Genomic DNA, 25,927 nt, shown 5'->3' with positions numbered 1-25,927 from the left:
ACAATAATACACTATTAATCCAATGGAAGGGCGAAAGCTCTTCCATTTTCTATTACATATTAACATGCGAAAAATTATTTTACTTTCTTTCCTTAGCCTAGGGTTTAATTCGGCTTTTGCACAAAGCGCTCCATATTGGCAGCAGCACGCTGACTATAAAATGGAGGTTTCGATGGATGTAAAAAACTATCAGTACAAAGGAAAACAAGAATTGGTTTATACCAACAACTCTTCTGATACTCTAAAAAAGGTATTCTATCATTTATATCCAAATGCTTTTCAACCAGGAAGCGAAATGGATGCGCGTCTTCATTTTATTAAAGATCCAGACGGAAGAATGGTAAACAAAGTAAAACAAGCTGATGGAAAAGAAGTAAAACAAAGCCGTATTGAAACTTTAAAGCCAAATGAAGTTGGTTACTTAAAAATCGCAAACTTCAAACAAGATGGTGTTACGGCTCAAACCAGAGTTTCAGGAACTATCTTAGAAGTGACTTTGGCAAAACCAATCCTTCCAAATTCTAAAACGACTTTTACATTAGATTTTGACGGACAAGTTCCAGTTCAGATTCGTCGTTCAGGAAGAAATAATTCTGAAGGAGTAGAACTTTCTATGTCACAATGGTATCCAAAATTAGCTGAATTTGATTTTGAAGGATGGCATGCAGATCCGTACATCGCAAGAGAATTTCATGGCGTTTGGGGTAATTTTGATGTAAAAATTACAATCGATAAAGATTACACAATTGGTGGTTCAGGATATTTGCAAGACAAAAATTCAATTGGTCACGGTTACCAAGATGCAGGTGTAACGGTTGCATATCCTAAAAAAGCTAAAACACTTACATGGCATTTTATTGCGCCCAATGTTCACGATTTTACATGGGCTGCTGACAAGGAATATACACATGATATTGTAAAAGGACCAAATGATGTTGATTTGCATTTCTTCTACAAGAACAACGAAAAAACAACGGCAAACTGGAAACAATTAGAGCCTTTAATGGTTAAGGTAATGGAATATTACAACCAAAGAGTTGGAGCTTATCCATACAAACAATATTCATTTATTCAAGGTGGAGACGGTGGAATGGAGTACGCAATGTGTACTTTAATGTTAGGAAACGGAACCCTTGAAGGAATTCTAGGAACTGCAACGCACGAATTAGGACACTCTTGGTTCCAACACATTCTGGCTTCAAACGAATCAAAACACCCTTGGATGGATGAAGGTTTTACAACTTACATCGAAGACAGTGCTTTGAATGAATTAAAAGGAGACAAAAAAGAAGTAAACCCTTTTGTTGGAAATTATAAAGCATATTACAGTTTGGTAAATTCTGGAAAAGAACAGCCACAGACAACTCACGGAGATCGTTATGACGAAAACCGTCCGTACAGTATTTCTTCTTACATCAAAGGAAGTCTTTTCCTTTCTCAGTTAGAATATGTAATCGGAAAAGAGAATGTTGATGCAACTTTAAAAAGATATTTCAACGATTTCAAATTCAAACACCCAACTCCAAACGACATCAAAAGAACAGCTGAAAGAGTTTCCGGAGCTGAGTTAGATTGGTATTTGATTGATTGGACACAAACAACCAACACGATCGATTACGGAATTAAAGATGTTGCTGATAATGCAGGAAAAACAACAATTTCTTTAGAAAGAATTGGAAGAATGCCAATGCCAATCGATTTAAAAGTAGAATACACTGACGGAACATCTGAGACATTTTATATTCCGTTAAGAATGATGAATTTTGTTAAACCAAATCCAAATCCGAACGAAAAAAGAACAGTTCTAGAAGATTGGGCTTGGGCACAACAAAACTATAGTTTTACAATTGACAAAAACAAAACGTCAATCAAAAAAATCACTATTGATCCAAGCGGATTAATGGCTGACGTAAAACAAACGAACAATGTTTTTGAAGTAAAATAGTATTCAAATTAGAATATAAAAAAATCCCGTTTAGAATTTCTAAACGGGATTTTTGTTTTTTATGGTAATTGAAATTTAACTCAAATGCTCCAGCATATCTTTTGTCATAGTTTCCAAATCAAATTTATGATTCCATCCCCAATCTTTTCTTGCTTCAGCATCATCAATACTTGCTGGCCAGCTGTCAGCAATTTTCTGACGGAAATCTGGATTATAAGTAATTTCAAATTCAGGAATATGTTTTTTGATTTCAGCAGCAATTTCAGTTGGAGTAAAACTCATAGCCGCCAAATTATATGAAGAATGTATTTTGATTTCTTCTGCTGGTGCTTTCATGATATTAATAGTTGCATCAATGGCATCATCCATATACATCATTGGCATTTTAGTTTCAGAAGACAAAAAGCACTCGTATTTTTTATCGGCAATAGCCTTGTAGAAAATATCAACAGCATAATCTGTAGTTCCGCCGCCTGGAGGAGTAGACCAGCTGATTAGGCCTGGATAACGAATACTGCGAACATCAACGCCATAAACATTATGGTAATATTCGCACCATCTTTCGCCAGATTGTTTACTGATTCCGTAAACCGTAGAAGGTTCCATTATAGTGTATTGAGGCGTATTTTCTTTTGGAGTCGTTGGACCAAAAACTGCAATACTTGAAGGCCAGAAAATCTTCTGGATTTTTTTTGCTTTCGCTAAATTCAAAACATGAAAAAGCGAATTCATATTTAAATCCCATGCAAAAGCAGGATTCTTTTCGGCAGTTGCAGATAAAAGTGCTGCCATCAGATAAACATCTGTAATTTTATGCACTTCAACCAAATGCTCAATCTGATTAAAATCTAAAGCATTGACCACTTCAAAAGGGCCTGAATTAACAACATCAGTATTTAATTTTCTAATATCAGAAGCGATGACATTATCAGTTCCGTATAATTTACGCAGTTTTTGCGTCAGTTCTGTTCCAATCTGACCGCAGGCGCCAATGATCAATATTTTAGGATTCATTTTTTGATGATTTTTTAGAGACACAAATATAACGTTTTCGCAATTACTTGCGCTTTTTTAAAGGGTAAATTATAAATTCAATAATTAAAAAGTTTGTTTGTTATATTATTCTCTTTTAAGAGTGTGTCTTTGTGCCTTTTTGTAAATCCGTGAAAAAGCGCTATTTTATTGGAAAAACCATCAAATGAAATATTTCAAATTATCATCCGAATTACCATTAAAAGACAAAAAAATAACCTTGATTTATAGAATCTTTAGCAAAAAACAGAATTCATAATTGTAAATTTACTTCGTAACTTTGCAGCCTAACTATATTTTATCAATGAAATACCAAATATCTCTTTTTCTGCTTTTGACAACTGTGTTATTTTCTTGCCAAAATGAAAATGAAAAACGCCTTGCAGAAAATGCAAAAGAAGCGAAAAAGAAAGAAGCTATTTTTAATAATATAAATAAAGGCTGGACTTTTCTAGATGAGCCAATCAATGAAATCTCAGAATCGCAATTGAATTCTTGGACAGAGTGGCGTGAATTTATAAAAGAAATCGGAGAAAAGCCTAGAAAGACAATTGGTGCATTTCAGAAAAAATCCGCAGCTATTTCTAAAAAGGCGATGGCTTTAAACAATAATATTCCGGCTCAGTTTAACCAGCCTCAGATTAAAAGCCGTATTTCTATTTTGATTACCAAAATCAGAATGCTGGATTTGTTCATCCATTTAAATAACATTCCAGACGATAAAGTGGTTTTTTTAATACAAGAAATCAACAAAGAACTGATTTCGCTGGAGAGACAAATGGATAAAATTGTCGAAAAAGCCAAAATCCCGAAAGAAGAAGGAGAAGAAGATTTCCTTAGAATGTTAGACACAACACGCGCGATTCCGAATTCGGCACCGCCAATAGATCCAAATATACCAAAAGTTGAGTAAAAACGCCTTATATACTACATACGATAATCTGCCAAAAGCAGAGCAGATTGCCAAAAGTTTACTGGAAGGAAATCAGGTAAAAATGAATATCAGCGGATTGTTGGGATCTGCTGTTTCATTTATTATCCGTTCCGTTTTTAGGAAAACAGAACTGCCTTTTTTGATTGTTTTAGACAACAAAGAAGAAGCTGCGTATTACCTAAACGATTTGGAACAAATGATTGGAGAACAAGATGTATTGTTTTATCCAGCTTCATTTCGACGTCCGTATCAAATTGACGAAACCGATAATGCCAATGTTCTGCTTCGCGCTGAGGTTTTAAACCGAATCAATTCTAGAAAAAAACCGGCTGTAATTGTTACCTATCCAGAAGCGCTTTTTGAAAAAGTAGTTACCAGAAGAGAACTAGATAAAAACACTTTAAAAGTGGCTTTAAATGATAAAATTTCAATTGATTTTATCAACGAAGTTTTATTCGAATATGAATTCAAAAGGGTAGATTTTATCACAGAACCTGGAGAATTTTCAGTTCGCGGTGGAATTGTCGATGTGTTTTCTTTTTCAAATGATCATCCGTATCGAATTGAGTTTTTTGGAAATGAAGTAGACAGCATCAGAACTTTTGATGTTGAAACACAATTATCGGTAGAAACACATAAAAAAATCACGATTATCCCGAATGTCGAGAATAAACTTTTTCAGGAAAATCGTGAAAGTTTCTTAGACTATATTGCAGAGAAAACCGTTCTTTTCATTCAAAATACCGAAGGGCTTTTTAGTCAATTAGATAAACAATTTGCAAGAGCAGAAGAAGCTTTTGAGAAATTGTCGAAAGAGATAAAACATGCCACGCCAGAGCAATTGTTTTTAAATCAAGCGTCATTTATAAAACGAGCATTGGATTTTTCGGTTGTAGAATTGGCTTCAAGACCAGTTTTTAAAACCACTAAAAAATTCGAATTCCATATTCAGCCTCAGCCTTCTTTCAACAAACAATTTGATTTATTGCTGAATAATTTGAGCGATAATCATTTTAACGGATATGTGAATTATCTGTTTTGTTCAAATGAAACGCAGGCGAAACGTTTTCACGATATTTTTGAAAGCTTAGACGAAGCCAATTCAGAAAATATCAGAAAGCAATATCATACCATTGTCTTGCCTTTATACCAAGGTTTTATTGATGAAGAAAATCAGATAACGGCTTATACCGATCATCAGATTTTTGAGCGTTATCATAAATTCAACATCAAAAATGGATATTCTAAAAAGCAAAATATCACTTTAAAAGAATTAACTGCGCTTTCTGTAGGAGATTATGTAACGCATATCGATCATGGAATTGGAAAATTTGGCGGACTGCAGAAAATTCAAGTTGAAGGCAAAACGCAAGAAGCGATAAAACTGGTTTATGCCGATAATGATATTGTGTATGTGAGCATTCACTCGCTCCATAAAATCTCGAAATACAATGGAAAGGACGGAACGCCACCGAAAATCTATAAACTTGGATCGAACGCTTGGAAGGTTTTAAAACAGAAAACCAAAGCGCGTGTCAAACATATTGCGTTCAACTTGATTCAGCTGTATGCGAAACGCCGTTTGGAAAAAGGTTTTCAGTTTGCGCCAGACAGTTATCTTCAAAACGAATTGGAAAGTTCGTTTATTTATGAAGATACTCCAGATCAAATGAAATCAACGGCAGAAGTGAAAGCCGATATGGAAAGCGATCGCCCAATGGATCGTTTGGTTTGTGGTGATGTTGGTTTTGGAAAAACAGAGGTTGCCATTCGTGCGGCTTTTAAAGCCGTTGACAATAGCAAACAAGTTGCCGTTTTGGTTCCGACAACCATTTTGGCGTATCAGCATTATAGAACTTTTTCTGAGCGATTGAAAGATATGCCAGTTTCAATTGGTTACTTGAACCGATTTAGAACGGCGAAACAAAAAGCGCAGACTTTAAAAGATTTAGCCGAAGGAAAACTAGATATCGTAATTGGAACGCATCAGTTAGTAAACAAAAATGTGGTTTTTAAAGATCTTGGTTTATTGATTGTTGATGAGGAACAAAAATTTGGAGTAAACGTAAAAGATAAATTAAAAACTATTGCCGCAAATGTCGATACATTGACTTTGACAGCAACGCCAATTCCAAGAACTTTACAGTTTTCATTGATGGCTGCTCGAGATTTATCGGTAATTACAACGCCTCCACCAAATCGTTATCCGATTGAAACGAATGTGGTTGGTTTTAATGAAGAAATTATTCGTGACGCGATTTCGTATGAAATTCAGAGAAACGGACAAGTTTTCTTTATCAATAATAGAATTGAAAATATAAAAGAAGTGGCAGGAATGATTCAGCGTTTGGTTCCAAATGCAAGGGTCGGTATTGGTCACGGGCAAATGGACGGAGCAAAACTCGAAGAATTGATGTTAGGTTTCATGAATGGAGATTTTGATGTTTTGGTGGCAACCACAATCATCGAAAGCGGTTTGGACGTACCAAATGCGAATACAATTTTCATCAATAATGCGAACAATTTTGGACTTTCAGATTTGCATCAAATGCGAGGTCGAGTAGGAAGAAGCAACAAAAAGGCATTTTGTTATTTCATCTGTCCGCCATATTCATCGATGACCGAAGATGCCAGAAAACGTATTCAGGCATTAGAGCAATTCAGCGAATTGGGAAGCGGTTTCAACATTGCCATGAAAGATCTTGAAATTCGTGGTGCAGGAGATTTATTAGGAGGTGAACAAAGTGGTTTCATCAATGAAATTGGTTTTGATACGTATCAGAAAATCATGAACGAAGCGATCGAAGAATTGAAGGAAAACGAATTCAAAGAATTGTATCCAGAGGAAAATGATATTGACACAAAAGAATATGTAAAAGACATTCAAATCGATGCCGATTTTGAGCTTTTATTCCCAGATGAATATATCAATAACGTTTCGGAACGTTTGGTTTTATACAACGAATTGGGCGCTATAAAAGACGAAGCTGGTCTACAGGAATTTGAGAAAAAACTAATTGACCGTTTCGGTCCATTGCCAAAACAAGCTGTTGCATTGTTAAACAGCATCAGAATCAAATGGATTGCAACGAAAGTTGGAATCGAGAAATTGGTCTTGAAACAAGGTAAAATGATTGGCTATTTTGTATCTGATCAGCAATCTGATTATTATCAATCGGTGAAGTTTAGAAATGTCTTGAACTTCGTTCAAAAACATGCGACGCTTTGCAAAATGAAAGAAAAACAAACCGTAAACGGATTACGTTTATTATTGACTTTTGAAAATGTGAAGTCAATTAAACGAGCTTTCGAGTTGATGGAGTTGTTTGAGGAGTAAAATAAAGTTTGCCACGAATTACACGAATTTCCACTAATCTTAAATGTAATTCGTGAAAATTCGTGTAATTCGTGGCAAACGTATATAAAAAATTAAGCTTTCTTTATCTTTTATTTAAGAAAAATCTTAGAACTAAAAAGTTTTCTTTGAGTCAAATTTTCAAAGACAACTTTATATGCAGAACCAGCTTATTCTTCTATTTTTATTTTTAGGATTCACTACAATCTTCGCTCAAGGAAAAGATAAAATCGTTTTAAAAGATTCTTTAAAATCGGAAACGATTGACCCGCTTCGTCCAGCAAAAGCAGCATTTTATTCGGCTGTTTTACCAGGTTTAGGACAAATTTACAATAAGAAATATTGGAAGATTCCTTTAGTTTACGGGGCAATTGGCACGTGCACTTATTTTTATATTGATAATCAGAAAAAATATAATCTATACAGAGACGAATATAAAAATAGGCTTGAAGGTAAAAAAAGCGATTCTGAATTTTTAGCACGTTTATCAGAAAGCCAATTGACAACTGCTCAAAAAGAATATCAACGATACAGAGATTTATCAGCTCTATTTATAGTCGGATTTTATGTTTTAAATATTATAGACGCAAATATAGATGCTGCTTTATCACAATTTAATGTTGATGAAAGGTTGGCATTTAAACCTGCTGTTATAAAAAATGATATCACATTGAATACTAATTTTGGGTTTGCTCTAAATTACTCTTTTTGATATTTGTAAAAAAAAAAATCACTCCGAAGAGTGATTTAATGGCATTATTGTGGTTTTGGTTAGATAATTGTATCGTCAATTTGAAAAAAGTAGTGTTGATTTTAATTCTAACAAGCCACTTTCTTTCAAAACAATTTAATTCAATATTAGTTCGGCCGTACAGTCAAAAATCTCTCTTGTTTTTTGATGTGTTAGCAAATATATAAAAATATTATTCGTAATAAATTATATTTAAAAAAACTTAATTCGGATTTTTTGTTAGTTTTTTATATAAAAGACGTAAAATGCAGTGTAAAGTGGCCTTTTGCAAGTAAGTGTCATATTGACGCTTTTGCAGAAATAAAATTTATTTTAGGACTGTCTTTTGAGAATATTCTTATTTGATAAAAATGGAATTATACTTAGGCGTTATTTTACTCAAAGAAAAATCCTTTCATCTTTCATTAAAAAGATAAAAGGATTTTGTTATAAGAAGAATCAAACGATTCTTAATATCTTATTTAATTTAGTTTTTCAAGTCTTTAATTACTTTAAACGCTACATCAACTTGATCTTCTCCAACTAAAATGGTAAACTCATTTGAAGTCGAAATTACCTCGTTAATGATAATTCCTTCCCAAGCCAAACGTTGGAAAATGAAATAGTAAATACCAGGAACAACAATGTTTTCTTTAGGTAATTTTACAGTGATAGAAGCTAAATTATCTAATTTCTGAATTAATTTTTCTCTCATAAAGTGTTTTTCAACTAAATGATTTACACTGCTGCTTACTACAATATTGGTTTCATTTACTCCACGAGATGAGGTATAAAAAATATCCGATAAAGCGTTAATATCCGAAATTAAATCTGCTTGTTTGTTTAAGACAGTTTCAGATGCTGCGAAAGTGTAATCTGTAAGTTCAGAACGAACGGTGATTTCACCTATATTTTTTATTACTTTATTGATTTTGTGGTTCAGTTTAAAATCTAGTTCTTCCGTCAGTCGTTTTAAAGACATTACTACAGCGCCTTGTTTTACTTCTTTTCCAAACTCACTTTCTAATTCGGTCATAATATTTCGCGAAAGTGATGTTAGGTTAATAATTCCGAGAGACAGGGCATTTAATAAAAATGGTTTTGTTTTAATGTAGTTTTCTACAATAGAAGAAACAGTTTTCATAATTCTTTTTTTTTTTTTTGGTAACAGTTGAGTTGGTTTGTTAATTTAACATTGCGATGTTATAATTCTTTGCAAATATAAATAAAAAAACAAATTGTTACAATTATAACAATAAAAAATTATGTTAAAAGTGATAAAAAGCGTCAGTAAGATGTTCAATTGCAAATGATTCCCCATTTTTATGGACCGCAATGATGTCAAAACGGATTTCTAAATCTTCCTGAAAATCCTTTTCCCTATCGTTTATGTAGGCATTTACTGCTTTAATGAGTAATTGAATCTTTTTTTGCTTGACAAAATCTTGTGGAGAACCAAAATCTAAACTCGAACGGGTCTTAACTTCAATAATGGCTAAAATGGAATCTTTTTGCGCAATAATATCTATTTCTGCTTTTTGGATAACAAAGTTTCGTTCTACAATAGAATATCCGTTTTCTTCAAGATATGCAGCCGCGAGATCTTCGCCTAATTTTCCTAAATCATTATGTTCTGCCATGGGTTTTGTTTTTTTGTTTCAGGTTTCAAGTTTCAAGTTTTTTGCATGCAAAGACGCGAAGGCACAAAGAGTATTAAAAACTTTGCAACTTCGCGTCTTTGCGAGATTTTATGTGGTATTATTTTTTAAAAGTAACTGTACTTCCAGAAGCAGTAACTTCCATCGTAACGATATTTCCCATAATGAGAGCTCTGTTGTCTCTAATGTGTCCTGCTGGGAAATTAAAAATAACCGGAATATTGTATTTTTTGGTTACGTCATCTATAATTTCCAAAGCATTTTTCCCCCACGGCACTTCATTGTCTTTCATGCTCGTCATGCCTCCAATGATAATTCCTTTAAGGTTTTCAATGCACCCGTTGCGTTTTAAATTCATCATCATACGGTCGATATGATACAGATATTCATCTAAGTCTTCAATAAATAAAATTTTATCCTTGCAGTCAATTGCAGATGGAGATCCTAATAAACTATATAGGATAGATAAATTACCTCCAACCAATTCACCCGTTGCACTTCCTAAACGGTTCATTGGAGATGGGCTGATTGAGTAAGAAATTGGTTCGTTAAACAAAGCTGATTTTAATGAGCTTACAGCATCTGGAGTTGCTCTGGGAACTGTTACTGGCATAATACCATGTATAGATTTATAACCCATTGTATTCAAATGATTATGGAGAACGGTTACATCACTAAAACCAATGACCCATTTTGGATGCTGTTTGAATTTAGTAAAATCTAATAAATCTAACATTCTAACAGTGCCATATCCGCCTCGAACGCACCAAATTGCTTTAATATTTGGATTGTCTAATTGTTTTTGGAAATCGGCAGCTCTCTGTTCATCTGTTCCTGCCAATTGATGATAATCCAAACCAATTGTTGATCCGATTACAGCTTCTAAACCCCAGCTGTGTAATAAATCTATTGTTGGTTTTAAATTGTCATCGATATTTTTTCTTGCTGTTGCCAAAAGTGCTACAGTATCTCCTTTTTGTAAATAAGGCGGTGTTATCATGTTTTGTTGAGATTGACAGTTGAATGATTCTAAAGCAAAAATAAGAAATGCGAGTTGAAACAGAATATTTGGCTTCTTAGTATTTAAAAGGTTTTTCATAATCATCATTTGCTTCTTTTCATTTGTATGAAAAAACAAATATAGAAATTTTAGATTTTAAATTTATTCGAAATTTCTTACAATTAAATAAAAAAGAGTAATATTGGAATGTTTTTTAAAATACTAAATAATGCACTTTTTCAGAGCCTTTTTAATAGTTCTATTTTTTTCAATTCAAACGCAATCTCAATCCAAAAAGTATAAAATACACACAGTGGCTTTTTACAATTTCGAAAACCTGTATGATACTGTAGATGATATATTTACAAACGATGATGAATGGACGCCAAATGGAGCACAGCATTGGACAACAGAAAAATATCAGCAAAAATTAAAAAACCTAGCAAGAGTTTTATCTGAAATTGGAGCGCCAGAAAATTCAAATGCGCCCACTTTAATTGGTGGAGCAGAAATCGAAAACCGAGGTGTTTTAGAAGATCTAATAAAAGAGCCGAAACTACAATCGTTAGATTTAGGAATTATTCATTTTGATTCTCCAGATAAACGCGGTATTGATGTGGCGTTGCTTTATCAGAAAAAATATTTCAGACCGACTTCTTATTCGAATATTCCATTGATTATTTATAAAAAAGAAATTCCTCAAAAAGAAGAAACAGAAGTTGTAGACGATGAAATTGAAGCTAAAAAAGAAAGCAAAAATCGTGTTTTTACAAGAGACCAGCTTTTGGTTTCTGGATTTTTAGAAAATGAAGAAATACATATTATCGTTAATCACTGGCCATCCAGATCGGGTGGAGAAAAGGCTACGAGTTTATTCCGCGAAGCTGCAGGAAAATTAAACCGAAAAATTATCGATTCATTACAACGTATTAATCCGCAGGCAAAAGTATTAACAATGGGAGATTTTAATGACGGACCATTTAATAAAAGTATAAAAGTTGGATTAGGAGCAAAGAGCTTAAAAACAGAAGTTGCGGAATTTGATGTTTTTAATCCGTTTGAAGAACTTGCCAATAAAGGTTTAGGAACTATTGCGTATCGTGACTCTTGGAATATTTTTGACCAGATTATCATGACAGCTTCTTTGGTCAAATCGGATTTTTCGAGTTTTAATTTTTGGAAAGCAGGTATTTTCAGCAGACCTTATCTTATTCAAAATTCAGGTGCATATAAAGGTTATCCATTACGAAATACACTTAGTGAAGCAGGTTTTAGTGATCATCTTCCAGTTTATGTGTATTTGATAAAAGAATTTAAATAAGTACTCAGTCTCAGTCGCAGTATTCAGCCACAGTAAAACTGAAAAACTGCGACTGAGACTGAATACTTTTCACTACCTTAGCTTTTTCATAAATTTTGAATAAAAATGGCTATAGCAAAACCTTTCAACTTAACTAAATGGATTGACGAAAACCGTCATTTATTAAAACCGCCAGTTGGAAATAAAAATCTTTACGTAGATTCTGGAGATTATATTGTAATGATTGTGGCGGGACCAAATGCAAGAAAAGATTATCATTATAACGAAACAGAAGAGCTTTTTTATCAGCTAGAAGGAAATATTAAGGTTGTCATTCAGGAAGATGGCCAGCGTAAAGAAATGGAATTAAATGCGGGCGATATGTATCTACATCCAGCAAAAGTCCCTCATTCTCCTGTTCGTTCAGAAGGCTCTATCGGACTTGTAATTGAGCGTAAACGTGCCGGACAAGGTTTTACAGATGGTTTGCTTTGGCATTGTGACAATTGCAATCATAAATTGTACGAAGTGTATTTTGAACTTCATAATATCGAGAAAGATTTTCTGTCTCATTTTGAACATTTCTACAATTCAGAGGAATTAAGAACTTGTAAAAATTGCGGAACTGTTATGGAAACTGATTCTAGGTTTGTAGCGAAGAAATAAAAAAACAAACCCGACAAATTTTAAACTTGTCGGGTTTGTTTTTGATTTATAATTCTAATTTTTTCCCTTGCTCAGGATAGATAATCTTCAAGCCTAAATCATTTTGAGCTTTTAACTGCTCTTTTATTTTAGCAATACTCTTTGCAGGCGGTTTCAAATGTGTGATGATAATTTTAAAGTTTTCAAGAGAACCTTTTCCTGCTAAATCCTCTAGGACATGAAGTTCTTTCATTAAATAATTTGGGGTTAAATGACCAAATAAAAATTTGTCAGGCTGTTCGTTAGGAAACGAAACTTCAATAAAAATTCCTTTTAATTGCTTTTCTTTTACCAATGGAGCAACTGCTGTCCATAAATCGCGAAGATTATTGCTTTTTTCTACTTCATCAGGGCCTGTGTCTCCTAAATATAATGCATAGTCATTCTCATTTTTAATTAAGAAAGCAGTACTCTCAAACGGATTAACATGGCTAAGAGAAAAAGCTTTAACTGTCATTTTGGTATTAGTTAAAGAAGTTTCTTCTCCCAGATTCAAAGTTTGAAAATGGTATTTTTTTAAAGGAAAACCAGGGCCTGCATCTCCAAAATTAGCCCAAGTCTGATCATTGAAATAATGGTTTTCCATCATTTCGATACATTTATTGGTAGCGTAAACCGTTTTAGAAGAATCGGCGGGAGAATTTATAATCAATCCCGAAACATGATCTAAATGGGCGTGGGAAATCAAATATCCTTTGATATATTTTCTTAGAACTTCGCTTGTAGAAACTTTAAACGTTTTCTTTTCTATGGCTTTTTCTATTCCAGCATTTACAGTTCCAGCGTCGAGACAGATATAATCGGTTGTGTTTGATGGAGCTATTAAATAAGCGGAAAGATTTTTTTCGTCAATTCCGCCTTTTATTCCTAAAGGAACTACTTGAAATGAGGATTTTGCTTTTTGAGAAAATATATTGGTTGTTACTAAAAGAAAACAAAGGAGAAGCCTAATGTAAGAGTTCATATTTTTAATTTTAAGTAATGCAAATTTCATTAAATAAATTCAATATTGAAGTTTTTGTTTCTGTTAATACTATAAAATAAACTTAAATTTACTTTCATTTATGAATTAACTTCAATGGGAAATTAATTCGAAAACAATATCTTTACATAAAAATATAACAATTTTAACCAAAAAAGTTACAATGACAACAATAGCATCGCAATTTGGAATGAAGGAAGCTCTTGAAAAATTGGGCATCAAGACAATAAATGAAGGAACATCAACAGGAATTAATAATTTTTCATCTGGAGAAATTCTAGAAAGTTATTCGCCAGTTGACGGAAAATTAATTGCTTCGGTAAAAATGTCAACAGCAGAAGATTATGAAAAAGCAATCCAGAGTGCTGCAGAAGCGTTTAAAACTTTTAGATTAATTCCTGCGCCACAGCGTGGTGAAATTGTACGTCAGTTTGGAGAAAAATTGAGACAAAATAAAGAAGCTCTTGGGAAACTGGTTTCTTACGAAATGGGAAAATCATTTCAAGAGGGTCTTGGAGAAGTTCAGGAAATGATTGATATCTGTGATTTTGCAGTTGGTTTATCTCGTCAGCTTCACGGATTAACAATGCATTCTGAAAGACCAGGACACCGTATGTATGAGCAATATCATCCGTTGGGAATTGTTGGAATCATTTCGGCCTTTAATTTTCCAGTTGCAGTTTGGTCTTGGAATACTGCTTTAGCTTGGATTTCTGGAGATGTCTGTGTTTGGAAACCTTCTGAAAAAACACCTCTTTGCGGTATTGCTTGCCAGAATATTATAGCTCAGGTTATTAAAGAAAACAATCTTCCAGAAGGAATTTCATGTTTGATAAACGGTGATTATAAAATAGGAGAGTTATTGACTGCTGATACTCGAATTCCGCTTATTTCTGCGACAGGTTCAACCAGAATGGGAAAAATTGTTGCTCAGACTGTGGCAGGAAGATTAGGCAAATCATTATTAGAACTTGGAGGAAACAATGCTATTATTGTGACTCCTGATGCCGATATTAAAATGACCGTTATCGGAGCTGTTTTCGGAGCTGTTGGAACGGCTGGACAACGTTGTACTTCAACTAGAAGACTGATTATTCATGAGAGTATTTATGATAAAGTAAAAGATGCATTGGTGGCAGCTTACAAACAGTTAAGAATCGGAAATCCTCTTGACGAAAACAATCATGTTGGTCCCCTAATTGACACTCACGCAGTGGAAATGTATGCAGCGGCTTTAAATAAAGTTGTAGCCGAAGGCGGAAAAATTTTAGTTGAAGGAGGAGTGCTTTCTGGACAAGGTTATGAAAGTGGCTGTTATGTTAAACCTGCGATTGCTGAAGCTGAAAATTCATTTGATATTGTTCAGCATGAAACTTTTGCACCTGTTTTATATTTAATTAAATATTCAGGCGAAGTAGAGAATGCAATCGAAATTCAGAATGGTGTTGCGCAAGGATTGTCTTCTGCAATTATGACGAATAATTTGCGTGAAGCAGAAAGATTTTTATCTGCTACAGGTTCAGACTGTGGAATTGCAAACGTAAATATCGGAACTTCTGGAGCAGAAATTGGCGGAGCTTTTGGTGGTGAAAAAGAAACAGGAGGCGGACGTGAATCAGGGTCTGATGCTTGGAAAATTTATATGAGACGTCAAACTAATACAATCAATTATACTACAAATCTTCCATTAGCGCAGGGAATTAAATTTGATTTGTAATTGTGTTATTATATAAAAGAAGAAGGCTTCCAAATTTGGAAGCCTTTTTCGTTAAGTTAGTTTTACTTTTTTATTAGTGTTTGATTAAATGATCCGTCGACAGTATAAATTTTAGCTAGGTAAGTGCCAGGAATTAAACCGCTTGTATCGATACTAGTAGAGTTCCCGGAATTAATTACCAGATTTCCAGAGATATTGTAGATAAGTACTTTTTGCACTTTTTGTTCTGGATCAGATAAGTATAATGTGCTCGAAACAGGATTTGGGTATAAAATTATTTGTGTTTCTGTACTTTCTTTTGCAGTATTTTCAGTTGCAGTGGCCATTCTTAAAGTGCTGCCACTATAAACTGTACTAATGTAATATAGGTTGGCTACAGAACCTTTTGTGATAGTGTGAGAACCTGCACCGATTGATGCAGTTACAATACCTGAAGATGCTGTGTATGAAACGTTGTCTACTTTAATAGTTCCTGTAAAACTTGAATCGAAAACCAAAGTCAAGGTAGATGCACTAGCTGTTGTATATGTTATGGAGGTACTTGTTTCAATTTTTAGACGCTCAGTAAGAGTTAATCCATTGTAGGTTACAGAACCTGGTGTTGAATTCATATTTCCTGTAATAGAGTAGAATGTACTTGTCTTTCCAGAAGTTGTAAAGTTATGAATTTCAGATCCGCCAGTAGAACCTGTTGTTACCGTAATAGTTCCTGATGTCGTTACAGGAGTTCCCGCAGTTCCTGAAGTTGTTACAGAGTATGAAACATTTGCAGTTGGAGTTCCTGTAATAGTTATGGTTTTTGCAGTTGTATTTTTTACAAAAGATAAACCAGAAGCTGGTAATCCTGTTACAGTTGCATCTGTAGCGTTTCCGCCCCAAGTAAACACGATTGAAGCGATAGCAGTTCCAGAAGAAACAGTCTGACTATTATTTCCTGTTGAAGTTAAAGTTTGGTTTCCAGCAGCAGTAACTGTTACAGTTCCTGAGCCAGTGGCTGGAGAACCACTAGTTCCAGAAGTTGCAATTGAGTATGAAACTGTTGCAGTTGGCGTACCTGAAATGGTGATAGTTTTTGCTGTAGTATTCTTTACAAAAGTCAATCCCGAAGCAGGTAATCCTGTAACAGTTGCGTCGGTTGCATCTCCTCCCCATGTAAATACGATAGAAGAAATTGCTGTACCGCTTGCAACAGTTTGATTGTTGTTTGAAGCAGAAGTCAAAGTTAAAGTCTGCGTTCCAGCAGGCGGATTTCCTTCTCCTTGTACAGCAACTAAAGTTCCAGTATAGTTTGTAAGAGCAGTTTTTAATGCTGTAATAACTAAAGAAGAAGTATCATCTGTAGCATTGTTGAATGTCCATTTTAAATCTCCTCCAGAAACACGTCCTGCATATTGAGTAGCTTTAGCTTTAGCTGTTGCTGGACTATCAATTACTAAATTTTTTACATATAAATTCGCATCGGTATCAAAGTTGTTGTAAACATTAGCGCCCGATTTAGATTTTACTGCACTGCTTACCACTTCGCCCCTTGTAGCAGCCACATAAGCATCAAAATCTGTTGTAGAGCTTATTTTTCCAGAGATATTATACAACGGATTCGGATCATTATAAGCTACAAAACGCATATTATTTGTTCCGTTAGAAGCATCAAAAGTATTGTTGAAAGCTTTGATGCTTCCTCCAGCTTCACCAGAGAATGTTCCCATTGTTCCAGCGTTATTTACTTGATTGGCTTCATCCCAAATATCAGAACCTTGTAAAGAAGTCAGCATTGGGTGTTTGCTATTTCTAAAATAATTTCCTTCCATGAAAAGCGATGATCCAAGAGTTGATCCTGCTCCATATTTAGAAACTCCATCATAATAATTGTTATAAATATGCGCTGAATAATAACGTACACGAGGATGACGAGAATCTGAGTGATCAAACCAGTTATGGTGATACGTGATGTACAGTCCTGAAGTTGTTCCTTCGCTTAAACCTAAAAGGCTTGCTTTTCCATTGTCCCAAAAGTGGTTGTAAGATAATGTGATATAGGTCGAAGTTTTATTGTCAAGTGCACCGTCACCTTTTATCTGGTCAGCATCGCTTCCTGCATTTCCATAGAATAAATCGCAGTTATGAACCCAAACATGGTCATTGTCCTGCTGCATTCCTACGTTATCCCCTGCAGTGCTGTTGCAGTTCATAAATCCGAGATTACTTACTTCTATGTTTGAAGCAGATTTCAATCTAACTCCCCATCCATTTGCAACTGCATCGTCTCCAATACCTTCAAAAGTAACGTAACTTGAAGCATTGTTTGCGTTTTCGATAACCACGTCGCCACCTTCCATAACGGTCATATCGGTAATATTTCCAATTAAACGAATGATAAAAGGACGTGTATCTTTTCCTTTTTTAATCGCGTAAAGAATATTTTGAAGACCAATGCAAGGATTTGCACTAGCCCCAGTAATATTCATCGAAATGGTATTTTTGGTGTTTTGCGTAATGTAAAGAATTACGGCATTGTCTTTTGGAGTTCCGTCTGCTTTGTACCCTCCTGGAACACGTCCGCCTTCAAATGCAAATCCATTTCTGTCGTGTGCCGACACTGTAAGGCTTCCTGTCGTTGCTCCTGTTCCTTCAGTACCATTTACTACAGGTTTTACTTTTACAGTATAGGTTCCAGCTTTAAGTCCAGGAATATCAGCGCGAAAATAGGAGCCATAACTTCTAATTAGCTGGTCATCTATTTTTTGGTCTGTAAATCCGTTACCCGTATAATACACATTATAGGTCTGGGCACCGCTGACTGGTTGCCATTTTACAAAAGCAGATTCCAGCCAGCCAGAAGCTTCATTAATCTGAATGGTTTGAGCCCATAATTGAACTGTCATAAGAAAGACAGCTACGAAAAGTAGGTTTTTTTTCATAAGGTTTGTTTAAGATAGTTAATAAAATAAGTAAGTGGTTTTACTTACGATTCCAAGTGGTTTAATTGTAATCGATTACACAAAATTATATATTAATTTTTAATAGTATAATTTTTTTACTAAAAAAAAGAGGATAGTTAAATTTTTTAGCTTTTAAAATGTTAAAAATGTAATAAATTGCATTAATTGTAATTTATTGCATATTCTAAATCAGATGAAGAATGCTGAATTTTTCTCGCTTTATACAATTTTAAACCTTAAGCAAAAAGAAGGAGTGGGAATCTGTAATTTTTTTTTATTACATAAATTACATTTTCATTTTTTGTAAGAAATAGATTCTTTTAGTGTTTTAAATAAAAGATTATTCTTAAAGTTTTAATTTTTAGAATCAGAAAAATAATTGGGTTGAAATAAAAAAAGCCTTTCTGATTTTACTCAAAAAGGCTTTTGGATTATTTAAATGAGACTGTTAGTCCCTACTAGAAATTTTTGTTAAAAGTCTTAGGAATTCGATATACAACCAAACCAAAGTAATCATCAATCCCATTGCTCCATACCATTCCATAAATTTTGGCATTTTTTCTCTTGCTCCTTTTTCAATTAAATCAAAATCCAAGAAAAGATTAAGAGCAGCAATGATGATAACAAAAACACTGATACCGATGCTCATCATAGAATTTCCGTAATGAACAGGTGTCCAGCTTGAAAACATTGATACAACCCAAGAAATTAAATAATATGTTGCAATTGCTAATGTAGCCGCAACGACAACAGATTTGAATTGTTCTGTAACTTTAACGATTCTAAATTTATACAAACCAAGACAAACCAAGAAAGTAACAAGAGTTGCACCAACTGCATTAATTACGATTCCAGGAAATTTTAATTCAAATATTGCAGAAATACCTCCTATGAATAATCCTTCAAATAGGGCATATCCTGGAGCTAGGTAAGGAGATAATTGCGGTTTAAACGAAGAAACTAATACTAAAATGAAACCAACAATAGCACCGCCAATTGTAGGCAATATCGGATTTATTCCGTTAAAAGTCATCCACCATGTTACCATAGCAGCACCACACAAAATAAGGAATAAGATTGCTGTTTTGTTGATAGTTCCAGACACCGTCATTTCTTGATTGTAGTCAATAATCTGAGCTTGGTGTACTTCTGTTCTTGGTTCAGCGTTTGATGAAAAACGCTTACTGTTTAAAAATGGATTTTTTGAATTAAAGTTCATATTTTAATACATTTAATTGAACTCAAATATATGGAGATTTTTTGAAGTGCAATTATTGGAAAGAATTTTTTAACATGAATTTCTGTTCTTATGTAAGGCATAAAAAAAATCCATTAAAAATTAATTTAATGGATTTTCGAGTATTTTAAATCAAGAGGTTATCTTATTTCAATAAGTCTAAAACTAATGATGGGAATAAACCTAATGCAATGTTTAAAGCAATTGATACCACAGCTGTAGCATAAATAAGGAATGGTTTTCCTGTTCTTTCTTGATTAGGTTCTTTAGAATACATTGCAATAATAAGTTTAAAATAATATCCAACACTTATAATTGAGTTGATTACTGCAACGATTACTAAACCAATATATCCTGCTTGAATGGTTTGGTCGAATAAGAATAACTTGGCAAAGAATCCAGAGAAAATTGGAATTCCTGCCATTGACAATAATGAAGCTGTAAGGATTGCTGCTAATAGCGGATTTGTTTTTCCTAAACCATGGAAGTTTGTAATATCTTCATTATCATGATCTCTGCAAACATATAAGATTACACTGAAAGCCGCGATCCCTGCCAATGCATATGCGGTAGTATAATACAATAGAACTCCAGCAGAAGCAGAAACCGTTAATAATGTCATTAACATGAAACCTGCATGAGAAATTCCAGAGAAAGCAAGCATACGTTTTACGTTTACTTGTCGTAATGCCATGATATTACCAACAGACATTGAAGCAATAGAAATGATAACTACAATAACTTCAAACGTATGTAAAAGATCTTGATTGTCGAGTGAAGCAATTACATTCATGCCAGAGATTAGCTTAAATAGAGTTGCAATAGCTACTACTTTTGCCAAAGTACTCATCAAGGCAGTTGTTAGAGCTGGAGAACCTTCGTAAACGTCTGGAGCCCAGAAGTGGAAAGGAACAGCTGCCACTTTAAATAACATTCCGATAATCATTAAAATCAATCCAATAGGAAACCAGATCGGTAATTCTGCAGATAAAGCGCTTTCGTGGATTTCACTGATATCAAAAGTTCCCATTGCTCCGTAAATCAAGCAGATTCCGAATAAAATAATTCCAGAAGCAAAAGATCCCATTAAGAAATATTTCATACCTGCTTCGTTACTCTTTATATTCAAACGGTCACTTGCCGCTAAAACATATAAAGCAATAGATAGAATTTCGATTCCTAAGAAGAACATTGCTAAGTTTCCAAAAGAAACCATTGCTACAGCTCCAGCTAGTAAGAAAACTTTAATAGCAACATAATCAGAAATTTTCGTTGGGTGATTATGGTAAAAATTATGGCTTAATGCTACAAGGAAAATAGTCAAAACGATAAACAATGATGAAAAAGCTGTAGAAAACTTACTCACTGCTATCATGTTGTTGTAATAACTTTGTTCTGCTCCAAATTCACAGTAATTAAGTGCCAATACCCCTAATAAACCCAAAATGGTAATAGGAACGATCGCCTTTCTTAAATTAAGAATTTCAAACAATAGGCAGAAAATACCCAATCCTGTTATAGCTATTAATGTATTCATTTTTATCTTTTTGATTTAGGATTTCAATTTTTAAGCTTAAATCCTAATTTATTTTTTGTTTAAAATATTAGTTCTTATTGATAACTTGTAAAATGTTTTCCAAGCTTGGTGTAATCAAATCTGTGATTGGTTTTGGATAGAAACCAAAGAATAATAAAACTGCAATGATTACAGCAAATGAAATTCCTTCGTTAAGCGTAACATCTGCAAAAGCTTTAGAATTAGTTTCTCCTAACATTACATGCTGGAACATTCTTAACATATAGTAAGCTCCTAGAATAATAGTATTACCGCCAAGAATAGCAAACCAGATGTTGATTTGAGATAAACTGTATAATACTGTAAACTCTCCAACAAAGTTAAATGTGCTTGGTAATGCAACAGAAGCCAATACTAAGATTAAAAACATTGAAGTGAATCTTGGAGATTGTGCACGGATTCCTCCCATTTCGCCAATTTCTCTCGTTTCGTATCTTCTAAAAATTACTTCAGCAGCAAAGAACAATCCTACCACAACAAAACCGTGAGCGATCATTTGCATAACTGATCCTCTAAAACCGTCAAGAGTCAAAGTGTAAGATCCAGCGGCAATTAATCCAACGTGAGCAAGAGAAGAATAAGCTAATAATTTCTTTAAATCTTTTTGTCTTAAAGCTACGATAGAGCCGTAAATAACTCCAGCAATTCCTAAAGCAATAAAAATATGCATATATTCTTTAGCCGCGATTGGTGCAAGTGGCAATTGCCAACGTAGAACACTGTACAATCCCATTTTTAGCATGATACCAGATAGAAGCATTGTTCCAACTGTTGGTGCTTTTTGGTACACATTTGCTTGCCAAGTATGGAAAGGAATAATTGGAATTTTAATAGCATAAGCTAAGAAGAAAGCCAAGAAAACCCAGAATTGCTCGCAAGCAGATAAGTTTACTTTGTATAAATCTTCAATTAAGAAAGAACCAGCTTTTGTGTATAAGTAAATAAAAGCAGTTAACATGAATAATGAACCAGCAAGTGTGTAAATAAAGAATTTAACCACTGCTTTTCTGCGTTCTTCAGCATCGCCATTACCCCAGATCAAAGCAATAAAGTAGATTGGAATAAGTGCTAGCTCCCAGAAGATATAGTATAAAAGACCGTCAGCTGCTAAGAAAGTTCCTGCCATAGCAAAAGCCATAAACAAGATTAATCCATAAAAGCCTTTTGGATTTTTATATTCATTTCCGAAAGAAGAAAATATAATAATCGGAGTTAATGCTGCGGTTAATAAAACCATTGCAAGCCCAAGTCCATCGCCATTTAAAGCGAAAGAAATTTTTGGCTGATTGATCCAGCTGTTGATTACGCTGATATTTTCGCCAGCATTATAATTATTCAATAATACAATTGAACATCCTAAAGCTGCTAAACTAAATAATAAAGCAACTTTTGAAGCTAGTTTGTCACCAGAAAAATAAGTGGCAAATGCACCAATTAAAAGTATAATTAATATAGTAGAAACGTTCATAGTAATAATATTATTGAGCTAAAAATATATAGGAAACAATTGCGCAAAGTCCTAAAACAAAAACAAATAGATATAATCCTATACTTCCGGTTTGTAATTTTTTTCCTTGGAAAGCAATTTCGTTTGCTATTTTACCTAATCCAAAAACAAGAGCAGATAATCCTGTCTCGATATAGTCTCTAAAGAATTTAGATAAACTATTAATTGGCTGAACAAATACTGCATCGTAAACTTCGTCTACATAATATTTGTTATATAAAACTTTGCTTAAACCAGTAATGTTTTCATCAGATTCTGGAACATTATCTTGTTTAAAGTATTTAACGTAAGCAATCAAGATTCCTAATAATCCGCCAAGAACTGCAACACCCATTAAAGTGTATTCAGTAGTTCCTAAGTGGTGTTCTTCACCAGCTACTTTCGTGAAAAGAGGAGCTAAGTAATGATTTAGCCAGCTGTTTCCAGGTAAACTGATCAATCCTCCAAAAGTCGCCAAAAAAGCTAAGATGATAAGTGGAATAGTAATTAATGAACCACTTTCGTGTAAATGATGTTTTTGTTCTTCAGTTCCTCTAAATTCTTTAAAGAAAGTCAAGAACATTAAACGGAACATATAGAAAGCTGTCATGATTGAAGCAATCGATCCAACAACGTATAATGAAATACTGTGGTGGAATGCTGTCAATAAAATTTCGTCTTTAGAGAAGAATCCAGAAAAGAATGGAACTCCAGAAATTGCTAATGAAGAAATTAACATAGTCCAGAATGTGATTGGCATTGCTTTACGCAAACCTCCCATATTACGCATATCTTGCTCTCCGTGTAATCCGTGAATTACAGATCCAGATCCTAAGAATAAACAAGCTTTGAAGAAAGCGTGAGTGATTACGTGGAAAACAGCTACTTCATAAGCTCCAAATCCTAATGCTAAAAACATTAATCCTAATTGAGAAACTGTAGAGTAAGCCAATACTTTTTTGATATCGTTTTGAACTAATCCAATTGTAGCAGCAACCAATGAAGTGATTGCTCCGATAATTGCAATAACAGATTGAACATCTGTTGCAAGGTCAAAAACAAAGTTTAATCTTGTTACCATAAAAATACCAGCGGTAACCATTGTTGCCGCGTGGATTAATGCAGAAACTGGAGTTGGACCAGCCATCGCATCAGGTAACCAAGTGTATAACGGGATTTGAGCAGATTTACCACAAGCTCCAATAAATAAACATAAAGCAGCTAAAGAAAGTAATGGTAAATTTAAGTTAGTCGCTCCTGCAATTGCAGTTTTTAAAGTTGCATAATCTAATGTAGAGAACATCGATCCGATGATGAACATTCCGATTAATAAACCTAAATCTCCAATTCTGTTCATGATGAAAGCTTTTTTTGCAGCATCATTGTAATCTTGGTTTTTATGCCAAAATCCAATTAATAGGTAAGAGCAAAGTCCAACACCTTCCCATCCGATGAAAAGAACTAATAAGTTGCTTCCAATTACAAGCGTAATCATGAAGAATACGAATAGATTTAAATAGGCAAAGAATTTGTGCATATTTTCATCATCGTGCATGTAACTGATAGAGTATAAATGAATCAAAGATCCAATTCCAGTTACAAAAAGTAACCAAAGAATAGATAATTGATCTAATAAAAATCCTAGATTGATTTTTAAGTTGCTAATTTGTATCCAATCAAATAAAGTAACTTCAATTCCTTTTCCAGTTGAAGTTATTTGATTAAAAAGTAAAAGAGAAACTACAAAAGAAATTGCTACGGCAATAGTTCCGATTGCACCAGAAACTGTTTTTCCTAAGCTTTTTCCAAAAAAGACATTTACTAGAAAACCTAGTAAAGGAGTTAAAACTAAAATTAAAGCTAAATTGGTATCCATTTCTGATTATCCTTTTAAATTTTTTAAATTATCGATACTGATTGATCCGATATTTCTAAAGATAGAAACTAAAATGGCCAATCCTACCGCAACTTCGGCTGCAGCAACCGCCATCGAGAAGAACACAAAAACTTGTCCCTGCGCATCTTGATGATAAGTTGAAAAAGCAACAAATAAAAGGTTTACCGCATTCAACATAATTTCGATAGACATGAAAACGATAATAGCATTTCGTCTGTACAATACACCAAAAATACCAATACAGAAAAGTACAACACTCAAAAAGATGTAGTTTTCAATACCTATTTGATTTAATATATTACCCATTATTTATTTAATTTTTCTTTTTTAGACAATAGAACTGTTCCAATCATAGCAACCAAAAGCAAGATCGAAGCAAATTCAAAAGGAACCATATACTCGTCCAATAAGATTTTACCTAAAACTTTAATTGATTGGAAATCTTCTCCAGTAGAATCGTATTCACCAACAATTGGTTTTGAGTTAATAAAGATTGCAATTAAAACAATCAATATTAAACAGAAGGACACAATAGCACCTAAACGTGTAATTCTAGGACGGTGAACTTCTCGCTGTTCGTTCAGGTTCATCAACATGATGGTAAACAGGAACAGAATCATAATAGCTCCGGAGTAGACTATTATATGAACAACAGCTAAGAACTGAGAATTTAATAGTAAATAATGACCAGCAATAGAAAAGAAACAAATCACTAAGTAAATAGCCGAGTGAATCGGGTTTCTACTGAAAATAGTCAAGAAAGCAGTAATAACGGTAATAAACGCTAAAAAGCAAAAGATAACTTGAATAGTTGTTGCGTGTGCAAAATCAGGAATATGTATCATTTAGTTCGCGTTTTTAAGTTGAGCATTTTTCAAAGCCATTTCTAAAGGCATTACTAATTTATCTTTCCCGAAAATGAAATCTTCTCTGTTGTAACTAGCAGGAACTAACACTTTAGACTCAGTTAAGTAAATAGCGTCTTTTGGACAAGCTTCCTCACATAAACCACAGAAAATACAACGAAGCATATTGATTTCGTAGATCTCAGCGTATTTCTCTTCTCTATATAAGTGTTTTTCATCAGGTTTACGTTCTGCAGCTTTCATAGTGATTGCTTCAGCAGGACATGATAATGCACATAATCCGCAAGCAGTACAGTTTTCGCGACCTTGCTCATCGCGTTTCAACATGTGCTGACCACGGTAAACCGGACTCATTTCACGAACCTGTTCTGGGTAATGAATGGTAACTTTTTTTCTGAAAAGGTGTTTGACAGTAATGATTAAACCTTTTACAATCGCCACAAGATACAATCGCTCAACAAAAGACATCTCCTTATTTGAGACCACCTTTTTTCTACCCGATAATGATATAGTTTCTATTGACATTTTTACTATTATAGTTTATGATTTACAATTTGATATTCAATCA

General features: G+C 33.9%; 20 protein-coding genes. 7 read left to right on the top strand and 13 right to left on the bottom strand.

The genetic code is table 11. The features are described 5' to 3' along the window. Positions 1-64: 64 nt before the first annotated feature. Positions 65-1,945, top strand: a complete 1,881-nt coding sequence (locus tag BB050_RS06945) for a M1 family metallopeptidase (protein WP_066033082.1) — start codon at positions 65-67, stop codon at positions 1,943-1,945. 75 nt (positions 1,946-2,020) lie between these two features. Here BB050_RS06945 and BB050_RS06940 read toward each other — a convergent pair whose 3' ends face one another. After that, positions 2,021-2,959: an L-threonine 3-dehydrogenase gene (locus BB050_RS06940; RefSeq protein ID WP_008466080.1), complete on the bottom strand. Its 939-nt coding sequence runs from the start codon at positions 2,957-2,959 to the stop codon at positions 2,021-2,023. Positions 2,960-3,281: 322 nt separating this feature from the next. Between BB050_RS06940 and BB050_RS06935 the strand changes: the two genes are divergently transcribed. The 3 genes from BB050_RS06935 to BB050_RS06925 all read left to right on the top strand — a co-directional run bounded on the left by BB050_RS06935 (position 3,282) and on the right by BB050_RS06925 (position 7,978). Then, a complete protein-coding gene (locus BB050_RS06935; RefSeq protein ID WP_066033081.1) occupies positions 3,282-3,890 on the top strand; it encodes a hypothetical protein in 609 nt (202 codons plus the stop codon). Continuing rightward, positions 3,883-7,248 carry a transcription-repair coupling factor gene (gene mfd, locus BB050_RS06930; RefSeq protein WP_066033080.1) on the top strand — a complete coding sequence of 1,122 codons (3,366 nt, stop codon included), beginning with the start codon at positions 3,883-3,885 and terminating at the stop codon, positions 7,246-7,248. Before BB050_RS06935 ends, mfd begins: the two co-directional genes overlap by 8 nt. A 175-nt stretch (positions 7,249-7,423) precedes the next feature. Further along, positions 7,424-7,978 carry a DUF5683 domain-containing protein gene (locus BB050_RS06925; protein ID WP_066033079.1) on the top strand — a complete coding sequence of 185 codons (555 nt, stop codon included), beginning with the start codon at positions 7,424-7,426 and terminating at the stop codon, positions 7,976-7,978. A gap of 505 nt (positions 7,979-8,483) precedes the next feature. On the opposite strand, the gene BB050_RS06920 is transcribed toward BB050_RS06925, so the two are convergent. From BB050_RS06920 to BB050_RS06910, 3 genes are all read right to left on the bottom strand, one after another. Then, positions 8,484-9,140, bottom strand: coding sequence for a hypothetical protein (locus BB050_RS06920; RefSeq protein ID WP_008466087.1), 657 nt, complete (start codon positions 9,138-9,140; stop codon positions 8,484-8,486). Positions 9,141-9,264: 124 nt separating this feature from the next. Next, positions 9,265-9,636, bottom strand: coding sequence for a YraN family protein (locus tag BB050_RS06915; protein ID WP_008466089.1), 372 nt, complete (start codon positions 9,634-9,636; stop codon positions 9,265-9,267). Between the two features lie 118 nt (positions 9,637-9,754). Next, positions 9,755-10,654, bottom strand: coding sequence for a S66 peptidase family protein (locus BB050_RS06910; protein ID WP_066035114.1), 900 nt, complete (start codon positions 10,652-10,654; stop codon positions 9,755-9,757). 229 nt (positions 10,655-10,883) lie between these two features. Here BB050_RS06910 and BB050_RS06905 point away from each other — a divergent pair, with 229 nt between their 5' ends. Then, positions 10,884-11,975, top strand: a complete 1,092-nt coding sequence (locus tag BB050_RS06905) for an endonuclease/exonuclease/phosphatase family protein (protein WP_066033078.1) — start codon at positions 10,884-10,886, stop codon at positions 11,973-11,975. 105 nt (positions 11,976-12,080) lie between these two features. Continuing rightward, positions 12,081-12,620 (top strand): 3-hydroxyanthranilate 3,4-dioxygenase, encoded by a 540-nt coding sequence (locus BB050_RS06900; protein WP_066033077.1) that lies wholly within the window; start codon positions 12,081-12,083, stop codon positions 12,618-12,620. 46 nt (positions 12,621-12,666) lie between these two features. Here the strand turns inward: BB050_RS06900 and BB050_RS06895 are convergent, their stop codons facing one another. Then, entirely contained in the window at positions 12,667-13,623 is a 957-nt protein-coding gene (locus BB050_RS06895) for an MBL fold metallo-hydrolase (protein ID WP_066033076.1), read from the bottom strand. Between the two features lie 181 nt (positions 13,624-13,804). On the opposite strand from BB050_RS06895, the gene amaB reads away from it, so the two are divergent. After that, positions 13,805-15,358: an L-piperidine-6-carboxylate dehydrogenase gene (gene amaB, locus BB050_RS06890; RefSeq protein WP_066033075.1), complete on the top strand. Its 1,554-nt coding sequence runs from the start codon at positions 13,805-13,807 to the stop codon at positions 15,356-15,358. 62 nt (positions 15,359-15,420) lie between these two features. On the opposite strand, the gene BB050_RS06885 is transcribed toward amaB, so the two are convergent. The 8 genes from BB050_RS06885 to BB050_RS06850 all read right to left on the bottom strand — a co-directional run bounded on the left by BB050_RS06885 (position 15,421) and on the right by BB050_RS06850 (position 25,884). Continuing rightward, positions 15,421-18,276, bottom strand: coding sequence for a pectate lyase family protein (locus tag BB050_RS06885; protein ID WP_066033074.1), 2,856 nt, complete (start codon positions 18,274-18,276; stop codon positions 15,421-15,423). A gap of 469 nt (positions 18,277-18,745) precedes the next feature. Beyond that, a complete protein-coding gene (locus BB050_RS06880; RefSeq protein ID WP_066033073.1) occupies positions 18,746-19,516 on the bottom strand; it encodes a Bax inhibitor-1/YccA family protein in 771 nt (256 codons plus the stop codon). Positions 19,517-19,679: 163 nt separating this feature from the next. Beyond that, the gene (locus BB050_RS06875) at positions 19,680-21,071 is read right to left on the bottom strand and encodes an NADH-quinone oxidoreductase subunit N (RefSeq protein ID WP_066033072.1); all 1,392 of its coding nucleotides are present in this window, start codon (positions 21,069-21,071) and stop codon (positions 19,680-19,682) included. A gap of 67 nt (positions 21,072-21,138) precedes the next feature. Further along, the gene (locus BB050_RS06870) at positions 21,139-22,578 is read right to left on the bottom strand and encodes a complex I subunit 4 family protein (RefSeq protein ID WP_066033071.1); all 1,440 of its coding nucleotides are present in this window, start codon (positions 22,576-22,578) and stop codon (positions 21,139-21,141) included. 10 nt (positions 22,579-22,588) lie between these two features. After that, positions 22,589-24,472, bottom strand: a complete 1,884-nt coding sequence (gene nuoL, locus BB050_RS06865; protein ID WP_066033070.1) for an NADH-quinone oxidoreductase subunit L — start codon at positions 24,470-24,472, stop codon at positions 22,589-22,591. 6 nt (positions 24,473-24,478) lie between these two features. Beyond that, complete coding sequence (gene nuoK, locus BB050_RS06860; protein WP_008466103.1) at positions 24,479-24,799, bottom strand: NADH-quinone oxidoreductase subunit NuoK; 321 nt, start codon at positions 24,797-24,799, stop codon at positions 24,479-24,481. Then, positions 24,799-25,338, bottom strand: a complete 540-nt coding sequence (locus tag BB050_RS06855; RefSeq protein ID WP_066033069.1) for an NADH-quinone oxidoreductase subunit J family protein — start codon at positions 25,336-25,338, stop codon at positions 24,799-24,801. The genes nuoK and BB050_RS06855 overlap by 1 nt, the downstream gene beginning before the upstream one ends. After that, positions 25,339-25,884, bottom strand: a complete 546-nt coding sequence (locus BB050_RS06850; protein ID WP_035691504.1) for a NuoI/complex I 23 kDa subunit family protein — start codon at positions 25,882-25,884, stop codon at positions 25,339-25,341. Positions 25,885-25,927 lie beyond the last annotated feature (43 nt).

This window comes from Flavobacterium anhuiense, from assembly GCF_001705175.1.
In the GTDB taxonomy this organism is placed as follows: Bacteria; Bacteroidota; Bacteroidia; order Flavobacteriales; family Flavobacteriaceae; genus Flavobacterium; species Flavobacterium anhuiense.
This window is presented reverse-complemented; position numbering and strand designations above follow the sequence as displayed.

Coding starts and splice junctions, on each gene's coding strand:
- nuoK (WP_008466103.1), bottom strand. CDS start 24,799: ATGGGTAATATATTAAATCAAATAGGTATTGAAAACTACATCTTTTTG.
- BB050_RS06900 (WP_066033077.1), top strand. CDS start 12,081: ATGGCTATAGCAAAACCTTTCAACTTAACTAAATGGATTGACGAAAAC.
- BB050_RS06905 (WP_066033078.1), top strand. CDS start 10,884: ATGCACTTTTTCAGAGCCTTTTTAATAGTTCTATTTTTTTCAATTCAA.
- BB050_RS06850 (WP_035691504.1), bottom strand. CDS start 25,884: ATGTCAATAGAAACTATATCATTATCGGGTAGAAAAAAGGTGGTCTCA.
- BB050_RS06870 (WP_066033071.1), bottom strand. CDS start 22,578: ATGAACGTTTCTACTATATTAATTATACTTTTAATTGGTGCATTTGCC.
- BB050_RS06920 (WP_008466087.1), bottom strand. CDS start 9,140: ATGAAAACTGTTTCTTCTATTGTAGAAAACTACATTAAAACAAAACCA.
- BB050_RS06935 (WP_066033081.1), top strand. CDS start 3,282: ATGAAATACCAAATATCTCTTTTTCTGCTTTTGACAACTGTGTTATTT.
- BB050_RS06855 (WP_066033069.1), bottom strand. CDS start 25,338: ATGATACATATTCCTGATTTTGCACACGCAACAACTATTCAAGTTATC.
- BB050_RS06895 (WP_066033076.1), bottom strand. CDS start 13,623: ATGAACTCTTACATTAGGCTTCTCCTTTGTTTTCTTTTAGTAACAACC.
- BB050_RS06925 (WP_066033079.1), top strand. CDS start 7,424: ATGCAGAACCAGCTTATTCTTCTATTTTTATTTTTAGGATTCACTACA.
- BB050_RS06885 (WP_066033074.1), bottom strand. CDS start 18,276: ATGAAAAAAAACCTACTTTTCGTAGCTGTCTTTCTTATGACAGTTCAA.
- nuoL (WP_066033070.1), bottom strand. CDS start 24,472: ATGGATACCAATTTAGCTTTAATTTTAGTTTTAACTCCTTTACTAGGT.
- BB050_RS06880 (WP_066033073.1), bottom strand. CDS start 19,516: ATGAACTTTAATTCAAAAAATCCATTTTTAAACAGTAAGCGTTTTTCA.
- BB050_RS06915 (WP_008466089.1), bottom strand. CDS start 9,636: ATGGCAGAACATAATGATTTAGGAAAATTAGGCGAAGATCTCGCGGCT.
- BB050_RS06875 (WP_066033072.1), bottom strand. CDS start 21,071: ATGAATACATTAATAGCTATAACAGGATTGGGTATTTTCTGCCTATTG.
- BB050_RS06910 (WP_066035114.1), bottom strand. CDS start 10,654: ATGATAACACCGCCTTATTTACAAAAAGGAGATACTGTAGCACTTTTG.
- BB050_RS06940 (WP_008466080.1), bottom strand. CDS start 2,959: ATGAATCCTAAAATATTGATCATTGGCGCCTGCGGTCAGATTGGAACA.
- BB050_RS06945 (WP_066033082.1), top strand. CDS start 65: ATGCGAAAAATTATTTTACTTTCTTTCCTTAGCCTAGGGTTTAATTCG.
- amaB (WP_066033075.1), top strand. CDS start 13,805: ATGACAACAATAGCATCGCAATTTGGAATGAAGGAAGCTCTTGAAAAA.